Source organism: Streptococcus sp. A22 (genome assembly GCF_043674215.1).
Lineage (GTDB): Bacteria > Bacillota > Bacilli > Lactobacillales > Streptococcaceae > Streptococcus > Streptococcus suis_V.
Window position 1 is genome coordinate 1 of the sequence record NZ_JBIMJQ010000020.1, and the last position, 16,488, is coordinate 16,488.

Annotated in this window: 16 protein-coding genes; 3 read left to right on the forward strand and 13 right to left on the reverse strand. The window is 46.4% G+C overall.

Features of this window, described 5'->3' with window-relative positions:
* Positions 1 to 152: 152 nt before the first annotated feature.
* From fusA to ACHBHN_RS08300, 8 genes are all read right to left on the reverse strand, one after another.
* Positions 153 to 2,234: an elongation factor G gene (gene fusA / locus ACHBHN_RS08265; RefSeq protein WP_394733915.1), complete on the reverse strand. Its 2,082-nt coding sequence runs from the start codon at positions 2,232 to 2,234 to the stop codon at positions 153 to 155.
* A 314-nt stretch (positions 2,235 to 2,548) separates the two neighbouring features.
* A complete protein-coding gene (gene rpsG / locus ACHBHN_RS08270) occupies positions 2,549 to 3,019 on the reverse strand; it encodes a 30S ribosomal protein S7 (protein WP_002940031.1) in 471 nt (156 codons plus the stop codon).
* A gap of 16 nt (positions 3,020 to 3,035) precedes the next feature.
* Positions 3,036 to 3,449, reverse strand: coding sequence for a 30S ribosomal protein S12 (rpsL, locus tag ACHBHN_RS08275; protein WP_002940030.1), 414 nt, complete (start codon positions 3,447 to 3,449; stop codon positions 3,036 to 3,038).
* Between the two features lie 237 nt (positions 3,450 to 3,686).
* Complete coding sequence (locus tag ACHBHN_RS08280) at positions 3,687 to 5,579, reverse strand: M13 family metallopeptidase (protein WP_394733916.1); 1,893 nt, start codon at positions 5,577 to 5,579, stop codon at positions 3,687 to 3,689.
* Between the two features lie 69 nt (positions 5,580 to 5,648).
* Complete coding sequence (locus ACHBHN_RS08285; protein ID WP_105160536.1) at positions 5,649 to 6,476, reverse strand: metal ABC transporter permease; 828 nt, start codon at positions 6,474 to 6,476, stop codon at positions 5,649 to 5,651.
* The gene (locus tag ACHBHN_RS08290) at positions 6,469 to 7,329 is read right to left on the reverse strand and encodes a metal ABC transporter permease (RefSeq protein WP_394733917.1); all 861 of its coding nucleotides are present in this window, start codon (positions 7,327 to 7,329) and stop codon (positions 6,469 to 6,471) included. The genes ACHBHN_RS08285 and ACHBHN_RS08290 overlap by 8 nt, the downstream gene beginning before the upstream one ends.
* Complete coding sequence (locus tag ACHBHN_RS08295) at positions 7,322 to 8,086, reverse strand: metal ABC transporter ATP-binding protein (RefSeq protein WP_105160492.1); 765 nt, start codon at positions 8,084 to 8,086, stop codon at positions 7,322 to 7,324. The genes ACHBHN_RS08290 and ACHBHN_RS08295 overlap by 8 nt, the downstream gene beginning before the upstream one ends.
* 14 nt (positions 8,087 to 8,100) lie before the next feature.
* A complete protein-coding gene (locus ACHBHN_RS08300; RefSeq protein ID WP_105160493.1) occupies positions 8,101 to 9,024 on the reverse strand; it encodes a metal ABC transporter solute-binding protein, Zn/Mn family in 924 nt (307 codons plus the stop codon).
* Positions 9,025 to 9,150: 126 nt separating this feature from the next.
* Between ACHBHN_RS08300 and ACHBHN_RS08305 the strand changes: the two genes are divergently transcribed.
* Positions 9,151 to 9,810: a metal-dependent transcriptional regulator gene (locus ACHBHN_RS08305; protein WP_105160494.1), complete on the forward strand. Its 660-nt coding sequence runs from the start codon at positions 9,151 to 9,153 to the stop codon at positions 9,808 to 9,810.
* Between the two features lie 13 nt (positions 9,811 to 9,823).
* On the opposite strand, the gene ACHBHN_RS08310 is transcribed toward ACHBHN_RS08305, so the two are convergent.
* The 4 genes from ACHBHN_RS08310 to ACHBHN_RS08325 all read right to left on the reverse strand — a co-directional run bounded on the left by ACHBHN_RS08310 (position 9,824) and on the right by ACHBHN_RS08325 (position 13,099).
* Entirely contained in the window at positions 9,824 to 10,099 is a 276-nt protein-coding gene (locus ACHBHN_RS08310) for a hypothetical protein (RefSeq protein ID WP_105160495.1), read from the reverse strand.
* 105 nt (positions 10,100 to 10,204) lie between these two features.
* On the reverse strand, positions 10,205 to 10,390 hold the full coding sequence (locus tag ACHBHN_RS08315; protein ID WP_002941993.1) for a hypothetical protein: 186 nt from the start codon (positions 10,388 to 10,390) through the stop codon (positions 10,205 to 10,207).
* A 62-nt stretch (positions 10,391 to 10,452) separates the two neighbouring features.
* Complete coding sequence (gene dtd / locus ACHBHN_RS08320; protein ID WP_105160496.1) at positions 10,453 to 10,896, reverse strand: D-aminoacyl-tRNA deacylase; 444 nt, start codon at positions 10,894 to 10,896, stop codon at positions 10,453 to 10,455.
* A 1-nt stretch (position 10,897) separates the two neighbouring features.
* The gene (locus ACHBHN_RS08325) at positions 10,898 to 13,099 is read right to left on the reverse strand and encodes a RelA/SpoT family protein (RefSeq protein WP_394733918.1); all 2,202 of its coding nucleotides are present in this window, start codon (positions 13,097 to 13,099) and stop codon (positions 10,898 to 10,900) included.
* A gap of 257 nt (positions 13,100 to 13,356) precedes the next feature.
* Here ACHBHN_RS08325 and ACHBHN_RS08330 point away from each other — a divergent pair, with 257 nt between their 5' ends.
* Positions 13,357 to 15,759 (forward strand): bifunctional 2',3'-cyclic-nucleotide 2'-phosphodiesterase/3'-nucleotidase, encoded by a 2,403-nt coding sequence (locus ACHBHN_RS08330; RefSeq protein WP_394733919.1) that lies wholly within the window; start codon positions 13,357 to 13,359, stop codon positions 15,757 to 15,759.
* A 40-nt stretch (positions 15,760 to 15,799) separates the two neighbouring features.
* Positions 15,800 to 15,949, forward strand: coding sequence for a hypothetical protein (locus tag ACHBHN_RS08335; protein WP_161498038.1), 150 nt, complete (start codon positions 15,800 to 15,802; stop codon positions 15,947 to 15,949).
* A gap of 38 nt (positions 15,950 to 15,987) precedes the next feature.
* On the opposite strand, the gene ACHBHN_RS08340 is transcribed toward ACHBHN_RS08335, so the two are convergent.
* Positions 15,988 to 16,488, reverse strand: coding sequence for a hypothetical protein (locus ACHBHN_RS08340; protein WP_105160499.1), 501 nt, complete (start codon positions 16,486 to 16,488; stop codon positions 15,988 to 15,990).

The following is a 16,488-nucleotide window of genomic DNA, read 5'->3' on the forward strand; positions in this document are numbered from 1 at the left end:
ATTCTATCAGCTAAAGAGTCAATTGTCAATAAGGAAAATTGGGTTTTAAGCAAAAAAGAAGACCAAGAGGTCCTCTCGTGAATGTAGCTGTTCATCAGCCCACTACAATTGACAGAGACAAAAAAGACGCCTGAAGGCGTCCTGGTTAGCAATTATGCATTGCCACCGTTTTTCTTGATAATTTCGTCTTGTACAGATTTTGGTACATCTTCGTAGTGGTCAAATACCATCATGAAGGTACCGCGACCTTGTGTTGCTGAACGAAGAACAGTTGCGTAACCGAACATTTCAGCAAGTGGCACATAAGCACGAACGATTTGTGTGTTACCACGAGCTTCCATACCGTCAACGCGACCACGACGTGCAGTAACGTGACCCATAACGTCACCGAGGTTATCTTCTGGTGCAGTGATGGTTACGAGCATCATTGGCTCAAGGATAGTTGGTTGAGCTGATTTCGCTGCTTCTTTAAGGGCAAGAGATGCTGCCACTTTGAAGGCTGTTTCAGATGAGTCGACATCGTGGTATGAACCATCGTAAAGCTTCGCTTTAACGTCAACGATTGGGTAACCAGCAAGAACACCGTTCGCCATAGATTCTACGAGACCTTTTTCAACCGCTGGGATGAATTCACGTGGAACCACACCACCGACGATAGCATTCTCGAACTCGAAACCTTTACCTTCTTCGTTTGGTGTGAATTCGATCCAAACGTCACCGAATTGACCTTTACCACCAGACTGGCGTTTGAAGAAACCACGAGCTTGTGTAGAAGCACGGAATGTTTCACGGTATGATACTTGAGGAGCACCTACGTTTGCTTCAACCTTGAATTCACGACGCATACGGTCAACAAGGACATCCAAGTGCAACTCACCCATACCAGAGATAACTGTTTCACCTGTTTCAACGTTTGTTTCAACGCGGAATGTTGGATCTTCTTCAGCCAATTTAGAAAGGGCAATACCCATCTTGTCTTGGTCAGCTTTAGACTTAGGCTCAACCATCAATTGGATAACTGGTTCTGGAACGTGGATTGACTCAAGGATTACTTTAGCTTTCTCATCAGTCAATGAGTCACCAGTTGTAGTATCTTTCAAACCAACCGCAGCGGCGATGTCACCAGCGTAAACAGTTTCAATTTCTTGACGGCTGTTTGCGTGCATTTGAAGGATACGTCCGATACGCTCACGTTTACCTTTAGAAGTGTTCATTACGTATGAACCGCTGTTAAGGACACCTGAGTAAACACGGAAGAATGTCAAACGACCTACGAATGGGTCAGTCATAATCTTGAAAGCAAGGGCCGCAAATGGCTCTTCATCAGAAGCATGGCGCTCTTCTTCACCATCAGTATCTGGGTTTACACCCTTGATTGCAGGGATGTCAAGTGGGCTTGGAAGGTAGTCAATAACCGCGTCAAGCATCAATTGAACACCTTTGTTCTTGAAGGCAGAACCACACAATACTGGGAAGAATTCAACGTTGATAGTCGCTTTACGGATACCAGCTTTCAATTCTTCGTTTGTGATTTCTTCACCTTCAAGGTATTTCATCATCAATTCTTCATCAGTTTCAGCAACTGCTTCAACCAATTTTTCACGGTATTCTTGAGCTTGCTCAAGGTATTCAGCTGGGATATCTTCTTCAAGAATATCTGTACCAAGGTCGTTAGTATAGATTTCAGCTTTCATCTTGATCAAGTCGATGATACCACGAAACTCATCTTCAGAACCGATTGGCAATTGGATTGGGTGTGCATTTGCTTGAAGACGCTCATGAAGTGTGCTTACTGAGTAAAGGAAGTCCGCACCGATTTTATCCATCTTGTTAGCAAATACGATACGTGGAACACCGTATTCAGTTGCTTGACGCCATACTGTTTCAGTTTGTGGCTCAACACCTGATTGTGAGTCAAGAACAGTTACCGCACCATCAAGAACGCGAAGTGAACGTTGTACTTCGATTGTGAAGTCCACGTGTCCTGGTGTGTCGATGATGTTTACACGGTGGTTGTTCCATTGAGCTGTTGTCGCAGCAGATGTGATCGTGATACCACGCTCTTGCTCTTGCTCCATCCAGTCCATTTGTGATGCACCTTCGTGAGTTTCACCAATTTTGTGGATTTTACCTGTGTAGTAAAGAATACGCTCTGTTGTCGTTGTTTTACCCGCGTCAACGTGCGCCATGATACCGATATTACGAGTTTTTTCTAATGAAAATTCGCGTGCCATGAGGTTTGTTCTCCTATATTTTTAGATTTCTATTCTGATTATACCATATTTTAAGAAAAGCGAGTGGGCAAGTCCCACCCGCTTAAGTTCTTACTAATGGTGTGAAGTGGACGAGGTCATCCTCAATCCGATTTGTGATGGTTGAACGAAGTTCCTTCATCCAATTAAGTTCAGTTAACTTCCATATATCCAATGTAGAAACTGAACTCGAACGGTCTGCTGTCAACGAAAAAAGATAAATCTCATTGAATGCAAAAGCATTCTGCTTCGATTTCCTATTTTTCGTCGGCAGGCACGTTCTCTGTATCTTAATCTTACCAGCGGAAGTGTGCGAATGCGCGGTTTGCTTCTGCCATTTTGTGGGTGTCTTCACGTTTCTTAACAGCTGCACCAGTGTTGTTTGCTGCATCCATGATTTCTTTCGCAAGGCGATCAATCATAGTGTGCTCACCACGGTTACGAGCGATTGTTACCAACCAACGAAGACCAAGTGTTGTACGACGTTCTGGACGAACTTCAACTGGGACTTGGTAGTTAGAACCACCGACACGACGTGCACGTACTTCAAGTACAGGCATGATGTTTTCCATTGCTGTTTCAAATACTTCAAGTGCATCATTGCCAGTTGCTTCTTTGATTTGATCAAAGGCACCGTAAACGATTGATGCAGCAGTACCACGTTTACCGTCCAACATAACACGGTTAATCAAACGAGTTACCAATTTTGAGTTATACAATGGATCTGGCAATACTTCGCGCTTAGGCGCTTGATTTTTACGACTCATTTATATTTCCCCTTTCTTAGCCTTTTGGACGTTTAGTACCGTATTTAGAACGGCCTTGCTTACGATCGTTTACACCAGCAGTATCTAGTGCACCACGAACGATATGGTAACGTACCCCTGGAAGGTCTTTTACACGTCCACCACGAAGAAGAACCACACTGTGTTCTTGCAAGTTGTGACCGATACCTGGGATGTAAGCAGTAACTTCGATAAGGTTGCTCAAACGTACACGAGCAAATTTACGAAGGGCTGAGTTAGGTTTTTTAGGTGTCATTGTTCCGACACGAGTTGCAACACCGCGTTTTTGTGGTGATGAAACGTTTGTTTGAACTTTTTTACGGCTGTTGTAACCAACGTTCAAAGCTGGTGATTTAGATTTTTCTACTTTAGACTTACGTGGTTTACGTACCAACTGGTTAATTGTAGGCATCTACATTCTCCTGTATATATTTTTTATTTTTGGTGATAGGGCATTGGTGACAACCCCTATCTGTGTGTACTTTTGCAACATTTGTCAGCACGTCCCTGTACACTCTTGAGAGACCAAAAGTAAAAAGTACCGTCTAGTATAATACCATAGATGAGAAGCTGTGTCAAATAGATATGCTTTATTTTTTCTTGTCCAAAGCGACAAAAACAGCCAACAAAAGTTAGCTGTTCAAAACTTCTACCAAATAATCACACGGTCTTCTTTAGCACGCCACATACCGTCGCCTTCTTGAACGCCAAAGGTTTCATGGAATTCATCGAAGTTTGGCAACTGGATGTTGGTGCGTAGGTGCCCTGGTGCGTGGACATCGACACTCGCCAACATCTGCATGAACTCAGGACGGGCCTTCATTCGCCAGATGCGAGCAAAGTTAGTGAAGAATTCCTCTGCGGAGAAGTCATCTTCTGACTTGGCTGCTTCTAGGGCTGCCGCAATCCCACCAAGGTCAGCAATGTTTTCTGACACGGTCAATTTACCATTGATTTTGGCACCGTAAGAATCCTGACCTTCAAACTGGTCGATGACCTGCTGGGTACGGGCCTCAAAGGCTGCATAATCTTCCTCTGTCCACCAGTTATTAAGACTACCATGCTCATCGAAGGAAGCACCGTTTGAGTCAAAGGCGTGGGAAATCTCGTGGGCAATAACCGCACCGATACCGCCGTAGTTAGCTGACGAAGACTGCTCCAGCGAGTAGAATGGCGCCTGCAAAATGGCTGCTGGAAAGACAATCAAGTTCTTCTGTGGATTGTAGTAGGCGTTGACCATATGAGCTGGCATGCCCCACTCTTTGATGTCCACAGGCTTGTTCCACTTGCTCCAACCATGAGCAATGTCAATCTTGTTTAGTTCGATGGCATTTTCCACCAAGGACTTGCCTGGGTCAACAATCTTCTTATAATAACGCTCTGGCAAGGCTTCTGGATAGCCTATGTAAGGCTTGATGACATTGAGTTTGACAATAGCCTTGTCACGGGTTTCCTGAGCCAACCAGTCTGCCGTTTCCAAACGAGACTTGTAGACCTCAATCATCTTGGCAACCTTAGCTTCCACATCTGCCTTGGCTTCTGGAGAGAATTTTTCGCCAGCATACCAGAGACCGAGGGCTTGGTTAAAGTAACCTTGTGCCAGATTGTAGGCTGCTTTTTCTTGGTTTTGAGCCTGTGGTGTACCAGAAAGCGCACGGCTGTAGGCTCCTGCTAGAATACGGATTTCATCCGACAGGAAGGCTGTATAAGCTCCTGCTGCTTTCAAAATCAAGGTCGCCTTCAAAAGCTCCCAATTATCCGCACTGTAAATTTCCTTGGCAGCCTGCCAGAAACGTTCCTCAGGCACGATAATCTTGTCTGGTGTTTGACCTAAAATCGCTGTGAAGAAATGATCCAAAGGCAACTCTGGTGCCAAGGCTGTAAAATCTGCCCACTCGTAGGGGTGGTAAAGTTTGGCGTACTCTGACCCCTCTTCATTTGACAGAACATACTTGGCAATCGTGGCATCCAGTTCCAAACGTTTATCTAGAAGTTCCTTGATTTCCTCATCGCTGAAACCAAACTTAGGCAGGAGGGCTTCCTGGCTCTCACGCCAAGTCTTGAGCAATTCAGCCCCTTTTTCATGACCTTCTTCATAGTAGGTCGTATCTGGCAGGATAATGCCTAGAGAATCTGCCCAGAGGACATTGGTAGTCGCGTCCATAAAGTCAGGTGCCACACCGAAAGGCATCAGGTTTGGCTTGCCTGCTAACTCATATTCTGCCAGCTTGCTGGTGAATTCTTCGAAAGAGTTGAGAGCCTTGTACTCAGCAATCAAGGCTTGTGCTGGTTCTGCGCCCAAACGGTCACGGGTTTCATAGTCAGCCACTTGCTTGTGGAAGGCTACAAAGTTTTGCAAAACGCTATCTTCTGGGACATTTTCTCCCGCCAACCAAGCGTTTGTCGTGTCAATCATGAGCTTTTCAATCTCGTCCGCCAGGTCTGAGAAACCACCTGTTCTTGGCTTATCATCTGGAATGACGGCAGTTTTTGCCCATTCACCATTGACGTATTCGTAAAAATCATCTTGTAAACGTGTCATTATTTTCTCCTTTGCTTGTGTGATTACTTACTATAATAACAAAAAAGTCTGACAATTTCATTTGCCAAACTAAATTTTTAGGGCATTTTTTAGGAAAAAGCTGACGCAGACTGTCAGAAGACCCATGACCGAACAGATTCCAGACATGGTCAGGTCAAGCCAGCTGGCAAGACCAAAGCCTAGAACAATCATCAGAATGGCGCAGCATTGCCCCAAAACTAAAAACTGACAGAAATGCTTTGACCAAGGTAAGGCCGCCATACTGGGTGCTAGTAAGAAAATAATGACCGCCATAGAGCCGACCGCTTCAAAGGACAAGACCGTTGTCAAGGAAACCAGAAAAATCAACCCTAGCTCCAGTCTTTTGGTGGCAATCCCTTGGAGTTTAGCCTGCTCCTTGTCCAAGAGATAGAGGGTCAGAGCTTGAAAGTTCAAGAAAAAGAAGACCAGTAAGACTAGCAAGAGCCCGACGGACTTGACCAAGGCCAAGGGTAGCGACAGGCCAAATAGGTCCAGCCTGTTAAGAGGGGCAAAGAGCACCTCGCCCATCAGGACCATATCCAAGTCCAGATGGACATTGCGGGCAAAGAGGGAGATGAGAATAACCGCTAGGGCAAAGAAAAAGGTAAAGAGCAAGCCCGTCGCCGCATCCTGAGCCAACTTGCGAGTGTGTAGCCCCTCAATAGCTAGAACTGTCAGTAGACCAAAAAACGCCGCCCCAAACAAGAGCAGGGGGGAATCAAGGTTGTGACTGACAAAGAAGCCCAGTACTATCCCCAACAGAACCGAGTGGGACAAGGCATCTGCCAGCATGGCCTGATTGCGCACCACCAGGACAGACCCAATCAAGCCACAAGAAGAACCGACAGCCAGTAAAATCAATAAGACCTCAAGCACCTGCATTCTCCTTTCTGATATAGGTCACATAAGCAAAAGCCACCAAAGAGGACAAACTCAAGCAAACAATAATAGCCGGCCCAGTCGATAACCCTGTCACCACTGAACTCACATAACTTCCAAGTAGGGCTGAAAATCCAGCAATTCCTGCTGCTAATGCCAAGGTCTGGTCATAGGACTTTCCTAGAAGCAAGCCAAAGACAGCCGGTGCTATCAAGAAACTACTCATCAGGATAGCCCCAACCACCTTCAAGCCAACCGCAATCAAACTCATCATCAGAAACAGAGTCATACGGTCAATCTTTTCCACAGGAATCCCCACTAGCTTGGCAAATTGTCTGTCAAACAGATAGAGCTTGAACGACTGGTAGTGCCAGCCAAATAGGAACAAGGCTAGCAAGGCTACCAAGCAAATGAGTACGACATCATCCAGCTGCATAAAGGCAGCCTGACCAAAAACATAGTTTTCCAAGCCTGCCTGGGCAGCTCCTTGAAAGGCCGCATTGCCCTGAACATACTGCTTGAGAACCAAGCCCAGTCCAAAAAAAGCCGCTGAAACCAGTGCCAAGGCATTGACCCGACTGGTCCGTCCTCCTCGACAGAGCCAGCTGACCAGACCATAGGACAGGTAACCCGAAGCCACCGCTCCAATCAAGAGGAGCAGGGGGTGACGCGATTGAAAGACCATATAGGACAGGATGATACCTGGATAGGCCGCATGCCCCAAGCTATCTCCGATTAAACTCTGCCTGGTCAAGACGCTAATGGTCCCGATTTGGCTAGCCGCCAAGGCTAAAGCAAGGGTTCCCAGAGCTACCGTCCAAAAAGAATAGTCCTGCAAGAGATCAAGCATGACCGAGCCCCTCCTTTAGAAACAAGGCTGGTTCCTGACCAAAGGCAGCCTGATAGGCTTGCAGCAAATCCACCTGATCCATAGCCCCCTCTGCCACCAAACGACCATTGAGCCAGAGGACATAATCAAAATACTTTTCCAAGGTCAAAAGGTCATGGTGGATAACCAGGGAGGTCTTGCCTTCTTGCTGGAACTTCTTCAAACAGTCCATGATGACTTGCTCTGTCACCTGATCAATCCCAGCCAAAGGCTCGTCCATCATGTAGATTTCAGCTTCCTGAGCCAAGGCCCTAGCTAGAAAGACTCGTTGCCGCTGACCTCCAGATAGCTGGTCAATCTGCCGATTGCGTAAATCACTAATCTTCATCTCTTCCAGAGCCTGCTCTGCCTGTTCCTTATCTAAGGAACTTGGTCGACGGAAGAAACCACTGGTATGGGCAAACCGTCCCATCAGGACAATATCCAGAACCCTTGCAGGGAACTGCCAGTTGACCTGGCTGGCTTGGGGAATATAGGCAACATTTTTTTGAATAACTTGGTCCAGTTTCTCTGACTGACCCAGTAGTGAAACCTTGCCACTTACCCCCTTCTCCAATCCCAAAATCGCCTTAAACAAGCTCGATTTCCCTGCACCATTTGGTCCGACCAAAGCCGCACGACAACCCTTTGGTAGCTGAAAACTGACCTGATCTAGAGCCTTGACCTGTCCTGCACCATAGTGCAAGGACAAGTCTTCAACTCTCAGTATTTCTTCCATTCTTCCAACCTTTCTTACTGCAAATGCTCCACAATTAACTGGACATTATGCTTGTACATATCGATAAATGTTGCTCCCTCTTCCCCTTCTGGCGCTAGGGAATCTGAGAATAGCTCCTTGCCTTCACCGCTTACAATCGCTACCTGACCACCCTTGGCCTTGACAGCTTCCTGCAATTTTTCCATGCGTTCTGGACTGGTTGTTGACTCGGTGAAGATAGCCTTGATACCATGTTCTAAAATCATATTGACCGTTTCAATCATATCGCTGTTGGCAACTTCAGACTCGGTACTAATGCCCTGCGGTGCATAAAGAGTAAAATCATAGCTGGCTGCGAAGTAGTTAAAGGCATCATGTGGGGTAACTAGGTAACGGCTCTCAGCAGGCAAGACGCTCAACTCTTTTTCAATCCAAGTATGTAAGTCATCCAACTGAGCTAAGTAGTTTTCCGTATTTTTCTGAATCAGCTCTGCTTTTTCCGGAAGAAGCTTTTGCAACTCCTCTGAAGCCACCGCTACCGCTGATTGATAGAGCGGAATAGAAAACCAGAAGTGGGGGTCCACAATCTGCTCGCCGTCCTCATCCATAGTTGTCAAATCCGACTGGGCAAAGTTCTTAGACACTGCCACACCCGTCTTTTCCAAGGCCTCCACCATCTTTCCCTCAAAGTGCAAGCCGTGGTAGAGAACAAGATCTGCTTTCTGCAGTTTGGACAGGTCGCTGGTCTTGGCAACATAGAGGTGCGGATCCTCTCCCGCTGGAATCAGCAGGTCACGCTCCACCTCATCTCCAGCTAACTGATAGACCATATCACTAAGGAAAGAGGTTGTGACCGCCACTCGCGGCTTGCTGGAAGCCTCTTGACTTGGCATTGAACGACAGGCTCCTAGTCCGATGAGGGACAATAGCAGAGCGAGACTAAGAATTAGTTTTTTCATATAGGTTCTCCTTTTTAAATAATTAGGTATGCTTAACTTTGGTTTTAATATATACTAAAAAAATTATTCTGTCAATGAATTTCCTAATTTTTTGGTATAATATTTATAATTAGAAAGTGAGAGACTATGACACCAAACAAAGAAGACTACCTGAAAACCCTCTATGAATTAGGGCAAAGTCAAAATAAGATTACCAATAAATTGATTGCAGAAAAGATGAATTTTTCTGCCCCAGCCGTCTCAGAAATGATTAAAAAGATGCTAGCAGAAGGCTTGATTGAAAAGGACAAGACAGCCGGCTATCTCCTCAGCCAAGTCGCCTTGGAGATGGTTGCCAACCTCTACCGCAAGCATCGCTTGATTGAAGTATTCTTAGTTGAACAACTTGGTTACTCTCCAGAAGAAGTCCATGAAGAAGCTGAAATTTTGGAACATACTATTTCAGACCATTTTATCAACCGACTGGATAAACTCCTAGGTTATCCCCAAACCTGCCCACACGGCGGCAGCATTCCCAAAGAAGGACAAGCCTTGATCGAACGTTACCAGACACGGCTAGCCCAACTGACAGAAACAGGCACCTACCAACTGGTTCGTATCCATGATTTCTACCAACTCCTCCAATACCTGGAGCAGCACGAGTTAGCCCTCGGCGACCAACTGCTTGTGACAGACTTCGACCACTTTGCTCAAACTATTACTATCCAGTACAAGGACAAAGAACTAGCTATTCCTACTACCATCGCCCATGAATTATTCGTAGAAAAAACCAATCGCCCAGCCTAAACAAGCTGAGCGATTATTTTTTCTTCCAATTGCGGAAAATGGATCTGGTTGCAAAAAACGCCTGACCGAGGATATAGAGGAGCCCAAGCAAGAGCCCAATATAAAAACAGGCTAAAAGGACGGAAGGATTGTAGGTGAAGGGCTGCAGGACAAATACTATGACTGCTACCAAACCCCACCGCATGCCCCAGGTCATCTTTCTCTGGATAATCCACTCCAACCAATCTTCTCTAGTTGAACTTCTGGTTTCCAGATAGTCTTGATTAAGGCCTTGAAAAAATTTTCTCATATTCTTGATTACCTCACCTTATCTTCAAAACATAAACTACCACTTTATGATAAGATTATTATAGCACATTGTTTTCAAATAACCAATACTGCCGAAAAAACCAGCCTACTTGGGCTGGTCTTCTTGTAGTCGCTCTTTGAGGCGACGACGGTATAAAATCTGCGAAGGGATAAAATAGAGAAAACTTGCCAGAATAATCCAGCGTTTGTCAATTCCACTAAAGTAAATCACCAAAATCAAGGTAAATGCTACCACTAGGTAGAAAAAATGATTGGTCAGTAAGTTTTTCATGGCAAACCTCCACGTCTAATTCCCTTTTAGTATATCAAAATAGACATAAAAAGTATAGACGACTAGCGATTTTTCGTATCCAAAACAATGGTCACCGGCCCATCATTGACCAGACTGACCGCCATATCCGCCCCAAACACGCCCACTTCAACAGGCACAAAGGCTGACAGGGCTTGGTTAAAAGCATCATAAAGTTGGCTGGCTAGGGCAGGAGCTGCTGCTCCTGTAAAAGCAGGGCGATTGCCTTTTTTAGTGTCCGCAAAAAGGGTAAACTGGGAAATGGATAAAATCTTGCCCCCTATATCTTGAACCGACTTGTTCATCTTGCCTGCCTCATCTGAAAAAATCCGCATATTGACGATTTTTCGAACAGCATAGTCCAGGTCTTCCTGGCTGTCATCTGGCCCCACACCGACTAGGAGCAAAAGCCCTTGTTCAATTTGCCCATGGATACTTCCGTCGATGGTCACACTGGCCTGTGATACACGTTGTAATACAATTTTCATCTTATCCGTTGGTCCTTTTCACTGAGTAAACTTCTGGCACTGATTTGATCTTGTCCACCAGACTGGTCAAGGTTGCCAGGTTGGAAATACCAAAGGAAACGTGGATAGTCGCAAACTTCATATCCTTGGTTGGCTGGGCATTGACCGAAGAAATGTTCTTACTAGCATTGGTCAAGACCTTGAGGACATCGTTGAGCAGACCTGAGCGGTTGAGGCCGTAGATATCAATGTTTGCCATGTATTCCTTGGTAGAGTTTTCATCCTCCCAACCGACATCAATTAGGCGGACATCATAGTTTTCCTGGCTCTTGAGGTTCATACAGTCCACACGGTGAACCGCAACCCCACGTCCCTTGGTAATGTAGCCGACAATCTCATCGCCAGGTACTGGATTACAACATTTGGCAATCCGGATCAGCAAGCCTGACGCCCCTTCAATGACCACACCACCTTCATGACGGATTTTCAGACTATCTTTGTTGTCGTGTTTGACTTCGCCACCGTTGACCAATTCGTCCGCGACAGCCTTGGCCTTAGCCCGCTCGGCTTCTCGACGTTCTTTCTCTGTCAGGCGATTAAAAACAGAGATAGCCGAAACCTCACCGAAACCAACTGCGGCAAAGAGGGCCTCATCCGTCTTGTAGCTGGCCTTCTGCAAAACGGCATCCATGTGCTTTCTGTCCAAATACTGATTTGGAGCGTAGCCATTTTCCAACAGCAAGGCCTGAATCATCTCTCGACCCTTGGAAACAGATAGTTCCTTGTCTTGGTTTTTGAAGAACTGCTTGATCCGGTTACGAGCCTTGTGGGTCTTGACGATGTTGACCCAGTCACGACTTGGGCCGAAAGAGTTGGCAGAGGTGATGATTTCCACCTGGTCGCCTGTCTTAAGCTTGGTCGTCAGAGGCACCATGCGGCCGTTGACCTTGGCACCTGTTGCTCGCTCACCGACCTTGGTATGAATCTCATAGGCGAAGTCAATCGGTACAGAATCCTTTGGCAACTCACGCACAGCACCATCTGGCGTGAAAACGTAAATACGCTCGGTGAAAATGTCCTCTTTGACCGAATCAACGAAGGATTGGGCATCTCCTGCCCCTTCTTGAAGTTCAATCAGGTTGTTGATCCAACGCAGCTCTTTTTCAGAAGCAGTTGCCTTGCCACCACGCTTGTAGGCCCAGTGGGCCGCAACCCCGTACTCCGCCACCTGGTGCATTTCCATGGTCCGAATCTGGAACTCGATAGGGCCTTTTGGTCCGTAAACTGTGGTGTGGATGGACTGGTAGCCATTGGCCTTGGGGCTGGCAATGTAGTCCTTGAACCGACCTGGCATGGGTTTCCACAATTCATGAATGTAGCCTAGCATGGCATAAACATCGCTCGGCGTGTCCATAATACAGCGAATGGCCGTCAAGTCGTAGAGCTCGTCAAACCGCTTTTTCTTGTCGTGCATCTTGCGGTAAATAGAGTAAATATGCTTTGGCCGGCCATAAATCTGCCCATGAAGGTGGCGCTCCTCCGTGTACTCACGCAGTTTGTCCACTACTTCTGTGACCAGAGCCTCCCTCTCCCGACGTTTCTCTCGCATCATATGAGTAATCTTATAGAACTCCACTTCATTGAGGTATCGGAAGGACCTATCCTCCAGCTCCCATTTGACAGAGGAAATCCCCAGACGGTGGGCAAGAGGAGCATATATTTCCATTGTTTCACGTGAAATCCGCTCCCGCTTGTCTGGTCGGAGATGCTTGAGGGTCCGCATATTATGAAGGCGGTCAGCCAGTTTGACCAGGATAACCCGCATATCCTGAGACATGGCAATCAGCATATTGCGGTGGTTTTCAGCCAACTGCTCTTCATGGGACTTGTATTCTACCTTGCCCAGCTTGGTCACACCGCCGACGATGTGACGAACCTCAGGGCCAAATTCTGCCTCCATCTGGTCCAGGGTAATGTCTGTATCCTCCACCACATCATGCAAAAAACCGCAGGCAACCGTTACCGCATCCAGCTTTAGACCTGCCAAGATACCTGCCACCTGTATAGGATGGAGAATGTAGGGCTCACCGGACTTACGAAACTGTGTTTTATGGGCCTCGGTTGCATAGTCCAAAGCTTTTTTGACAAAAGCAACATCCTCTTCTGGCAAATAAGTGGCTGTTAGGGCAACGACTTCCTCTCCTGTATAAGTGACTTCTTTCATTTACTTCTCTCCCTAGCTATTTCCTATTATTTTACCACTTTCATAGGAAAAGAGGAAGAAATCAGATACATTCCTAACTGTCCGCTACAAATGAACGAATTATTTTCTTGATTAAAAAGTTAATGTTTGTTTATTAAGCGATTACATAGTTGTTTTGTTCTTGTTCTTTAATTCATTGTTCCGAAAACAGTTGAAAAAATCCTTCTGAACCTGTATAATGTTTCTTGCACACTTTAATAGAAAGTAGAGGATATCTTATGAAATTTCCTTTTAGTAAATCGGCTACAGCCTTGACCTTGGCAGTCTTGGCAACTAGTAGCACACAATTGGTCCAGGCTGAAGAGGTAACAACACCAGCAACTCAACCAACGGTAACAAACGAAACTGCACCAGCACCAACTGAGGGAACTGGGGGAGATACTAGTCAGCCTGTCCTCGCTGCTGAACCAATCACAACGACCACAACAGAAGTTGCCTCTCCAGTAGAAGGCCAGACGGTCGATGTCCGCATCCTGTCTACAACCGACCTCCACACCAACCTGGTCAACTACGATTACTACCAGGACAAGGAGTCACAAAACCTTGGCTTGGCCAAGACAGCTGTCCTCATCGAAGAGGCACGCGCTGAAAATCCAAACACCGTTACGGTCGACAATGGAGACCTGATCCAAGGCACACCACTGGGCACCTATAAGGCTATCGTTGACCCTGTTGAGACTGGCGAAAAACACCCTATGTACGCTGCTCTGGAAGAGCTTGATTTTGACGCATCAACACTGGGTAACCATGAATTTAACTACGGCTTGGACTTCCTTCATACTGTATTGGCTTCAACCAGCCTTCCGGTGGTCAATGCCAACGTAGTGGATGCAAAATCCCTCCAACCTGTCTTTAAAACCTACGAATTGGTGACCAAGATCTTTACCGACACAACTGGTCGCCCTGTCAACCTCAACATCGGTATTACCGGTATTGTGCCGCCTCAGATTCTCAATTGGGACAAGGCAAACCTAGAAGGCAAGGTAGTGGTCAACGATGCCGTCCAAGCTGTGAAAGAAATTGTGCCCGTTATCAAGCAGGCTGGTGCAGACATCGTTCTGGTTCTTTCCCACTCTGGTATCGGTGATGATACTTACGAAGTGGGCGAAGAAAACGTGGGCTACCATATCGCAGGGATCGACGGTGTCGATGCGGTTGTGACTGGACATTCTCATGCCCTCTTCCCAACCATGAACCCTGAAAAGCCTGGTTTCTATGCCCAATACGCTGGTGTTGATGATGTGAACGGCACTATTAACGGCACTCCAGTGACCATGGCAGGTAAATACGGTGACCACCTGGGCATCATTGACCTCAAGGTGACCTACACCGACGGCAAGTGGAATGTGGTAGACGGCAAGGGACAAATCCGCAAGATTGATACCAAGTCTCCTGTGGCTGACCCAGAAATCCTTGCCCTTGCGAAAGAGGCTCACGATGCGACAGTTACTTATGTCAATGAAAAAGTTGGTGAAACTAGCGCCCGCATTCACAGCTACTTCTCCCTAGTAAAAGATGACCCGTCTGTTCAGATTGTCAACAAGGCCCAGCTCTGGTACTTGGAAAAAGAATTGGCTGGCACAGAGGAAGGCAAGTTGCCACTCCTTTCTGCAGCAGCTCCGTTCAAGGCTGGTGGTCGCGGTATTTCTGAGGGCGACAACTACACAGACATCCCAGCTGGTTCCATTGCTATCAAAAACGTAGCCGACCTCTATCTTTATGATAATGTCACTGCGATTCTGAAAATCACTGGTGCTGACCTGAAAGAATGGTTGGAAATGTCTGCTGGTCAATTCAACCAAGTGGACCGAAACAACAAAGAGCCTCAGGAGTTGCTCAACATTAACTTCCGTAACTATAACTTCGATGTTATAGACGGTGTAACCTATACCTACGATATTACCCAGCCAAACAAATACGATACCAGCGGTAAGCTTGTCAATAAAGATGCTAGCCGCGTCCGTGACCTCAAGTACAATGGTCAGCCTGTGACGGATGACATGGAATTCATGGTAGCGACCAATAACTACCGCGCTAGTGGTACTTTCCCTGGTGTGAAAAATGCGACGGTCAACCGCCTGCTCAACCTGGAAAACCGCCAAGTAATCATCAACTATATCCTAGAAGAGAAAAATATCAACCCTTCTGCCGATAGCAACTGGCGTTTTGCGGATACTATCAAGGGCCTAGACCTTCGTTTCCGTACATCAAACTCTGCTAAGGATTTGATTGCTGCAGAGAAGTTGGAAGATGTGGAATATATTGAAGAATTTGTAGGTGACGGAGTCAACGGCATGGGCGTTTACCGCTTCCTCTACACTGAGCCTAAACCAGAATCTGCGACTCCTCCAACCATTGACATTATCATCCCAACTCCTCAAACACCTAATCCAAAACCACAAAAACCAATCAAGCCTAGTCAAGCAAATGCTGGTGGCCAAGTCATCACCCTTTCATCTGGTCAGAAAATTACCTTGCCAGCTGACAAACCTGTCGAGACCACACCAGCTCCAGGAGTGAAAACATTGCCAAACACAGGCGATGCGACTTCTGTGCTCAGCTTAATTGGTATCGGACTTGCAGGATTAGCAGGACTGGCTGCTAAACGCAGGGAAGATTAAACCTGATTGATTAGATAAGGAAAAGGAAGTTAAAAAGATAATGGCTGAAATTATTACTACTGTTGGGGTATTCCTTGTTGTAGGTTGGTTGCTGGTTAAACTCCACCCTCACACAGAGGAACAAACTGAGTACAAACGTAGAGCACTAATTGACAAAATGTATCGCGATACATTTGGAGATGACGACTAAGGATTTAGAAAGATAGCAAGCCCGATTGGACTTGCTTTTTATGATGTCGTATAGATAGGGACGAGGTACTCTTCTTGTGGAGTTTTCACTGTATAGGTACCAAGAAGTTTGCCCTCTTGCTCCAGACGGTAGGTCTCGTTTTTATAGCGTGTTTCCAAGCGAATGATCCCGTATTCCCCAGCAGGCACGGGATAGGATATCGTTGAGCTGAACCAATTCCAACCAAAGCCCTTGCTTTCGGTCCACTCCATCATCTGCCCCTCCTCGCCACCATAGACCTTATCCACCAGATCCTCACCCATTTCTCTCGTTTCAAAGTTTTTTTCTAAAACCGCTTGGTCTTCCTCGATTCCGGACACAAAGGCGGTCCTAACTTCCAGATTTTCAAAAGTATAGATGACCCCTGTCTCCCGGTCCTGTAAGACCAGGTCGGACAAGATTTTATAGTTAGTTCCTGGGATAACCTCTGCCTGTCGCCACAGCAGAAAGGCCAAACCTGCCACCAGTAACAGGTTCAGATACCACGATTTCCATCTCAT

Bases quoted from the DNA above. Each gene is read 5' to 3' on its own strand.
- ACHBHN_RS08305 (WP_105160494.1), top strand. From the start codon at position 9,151: ATGACACCAAACAAAGAAGACTACCTGAAAACCCTCTATGAATTAGGG.
- ACHBHN_RS08290 (WP_394733917.1), bottom strand. From the start codon at position 7,329: ATGCTTGATCTCTTGCAGGACTATTCTTTTTGGACGGTAGCTCTGGGA.
- ACHBHN_RS08325 (WP_394733918.1), bottom strand. From the start codon at position 13,099: ATGAAAGAAGTCACTTATACAGGAGAGGAAGTCGTTGCCCTAACAGCC.
- ACHBHN_RS08330 (WP_394733919.1), top strand. From the start codon at position 13,357: ATGAAATTTCCTTTTAGTAAATCGGCTACAGCCTTGACCTTGGCAGTC.
- ACHBHN_RS08295 (WP_105160492.1), bottom strand. From the start codon at position 8,086: ATGGAAGAAATACTGAGAGTTGAAGACTTGTCCTTGCACTATGGTGCA.
- ACHBHN_RS08340 (WP_105160499.1), bottom strand. From the start codon at position 16,488: ATGAGATGGAAATCGTGGTATCTGAACCTGTTACTGGTGGCAGGTTTG.
- fusA (WP_394733915.1), bottom strand. From the start codon at position 2,234: ATGGCACGCGAATTTTCATTAGAAAAAACTCGTAATATCGGTATCATG.
- ACHBHN_RS08310 (WP_105160495.1), bottom strand. From the start codon at position 10,099: ATGAGAAAATTTTTTCAAGGCCTTAATCAAGACTATCTGGAAACCAGA.
- ACHBHN_RS08300 (WP_105160493.1), bottom strand. From the start codon at position 9,024: ATGAAAAAACTAATTCTTAGTCTCGCTCTGCTATTGTCCCTCATCGGA.
- ACHBHN_RS08280 (WP_394733916.1), bottom strand. From the start codon at position 5,579: ATGACACGTTTACAAGATGATTTTTACGAATACGTCAATGGTGAATGG.
- ACHBHN_RS08335 (WP_161498038.1), top strand. From the start codon at position 15,800: ATGGCTGAAATTATTACTACTGTTGGGGTATTCCTTGTTGTAGGTTGG.
- rpsG (WP_002940031.1), bottom strand. From the start codon at position 3,019: ATGAGTCGTAAAAATCAAGCGCCTAAGCGCGAAGTATTGCCAGATCCA.
- ACHBHN_RS08315 (WP_002941993.1), bottom strand. From the start codon at position 10,390: ATGAAAAACTTACTGACCAATCATTTTTTCTACCTAGTGGTAGCATTT.
- dtd (WP_105160496.1), bottom strand. From the start codon at position 10,896: ATGAAAATTGTATTACAACGTGTATCACAGGCCAGTGTGACCATCGAC.
- rpsL (WP_002940030.1), bottom strand. From the start codon at position 3,449: ATGCCTACAATTAACCAGTTGGTACGTAAACCACGTAAGTCTAAAGTA.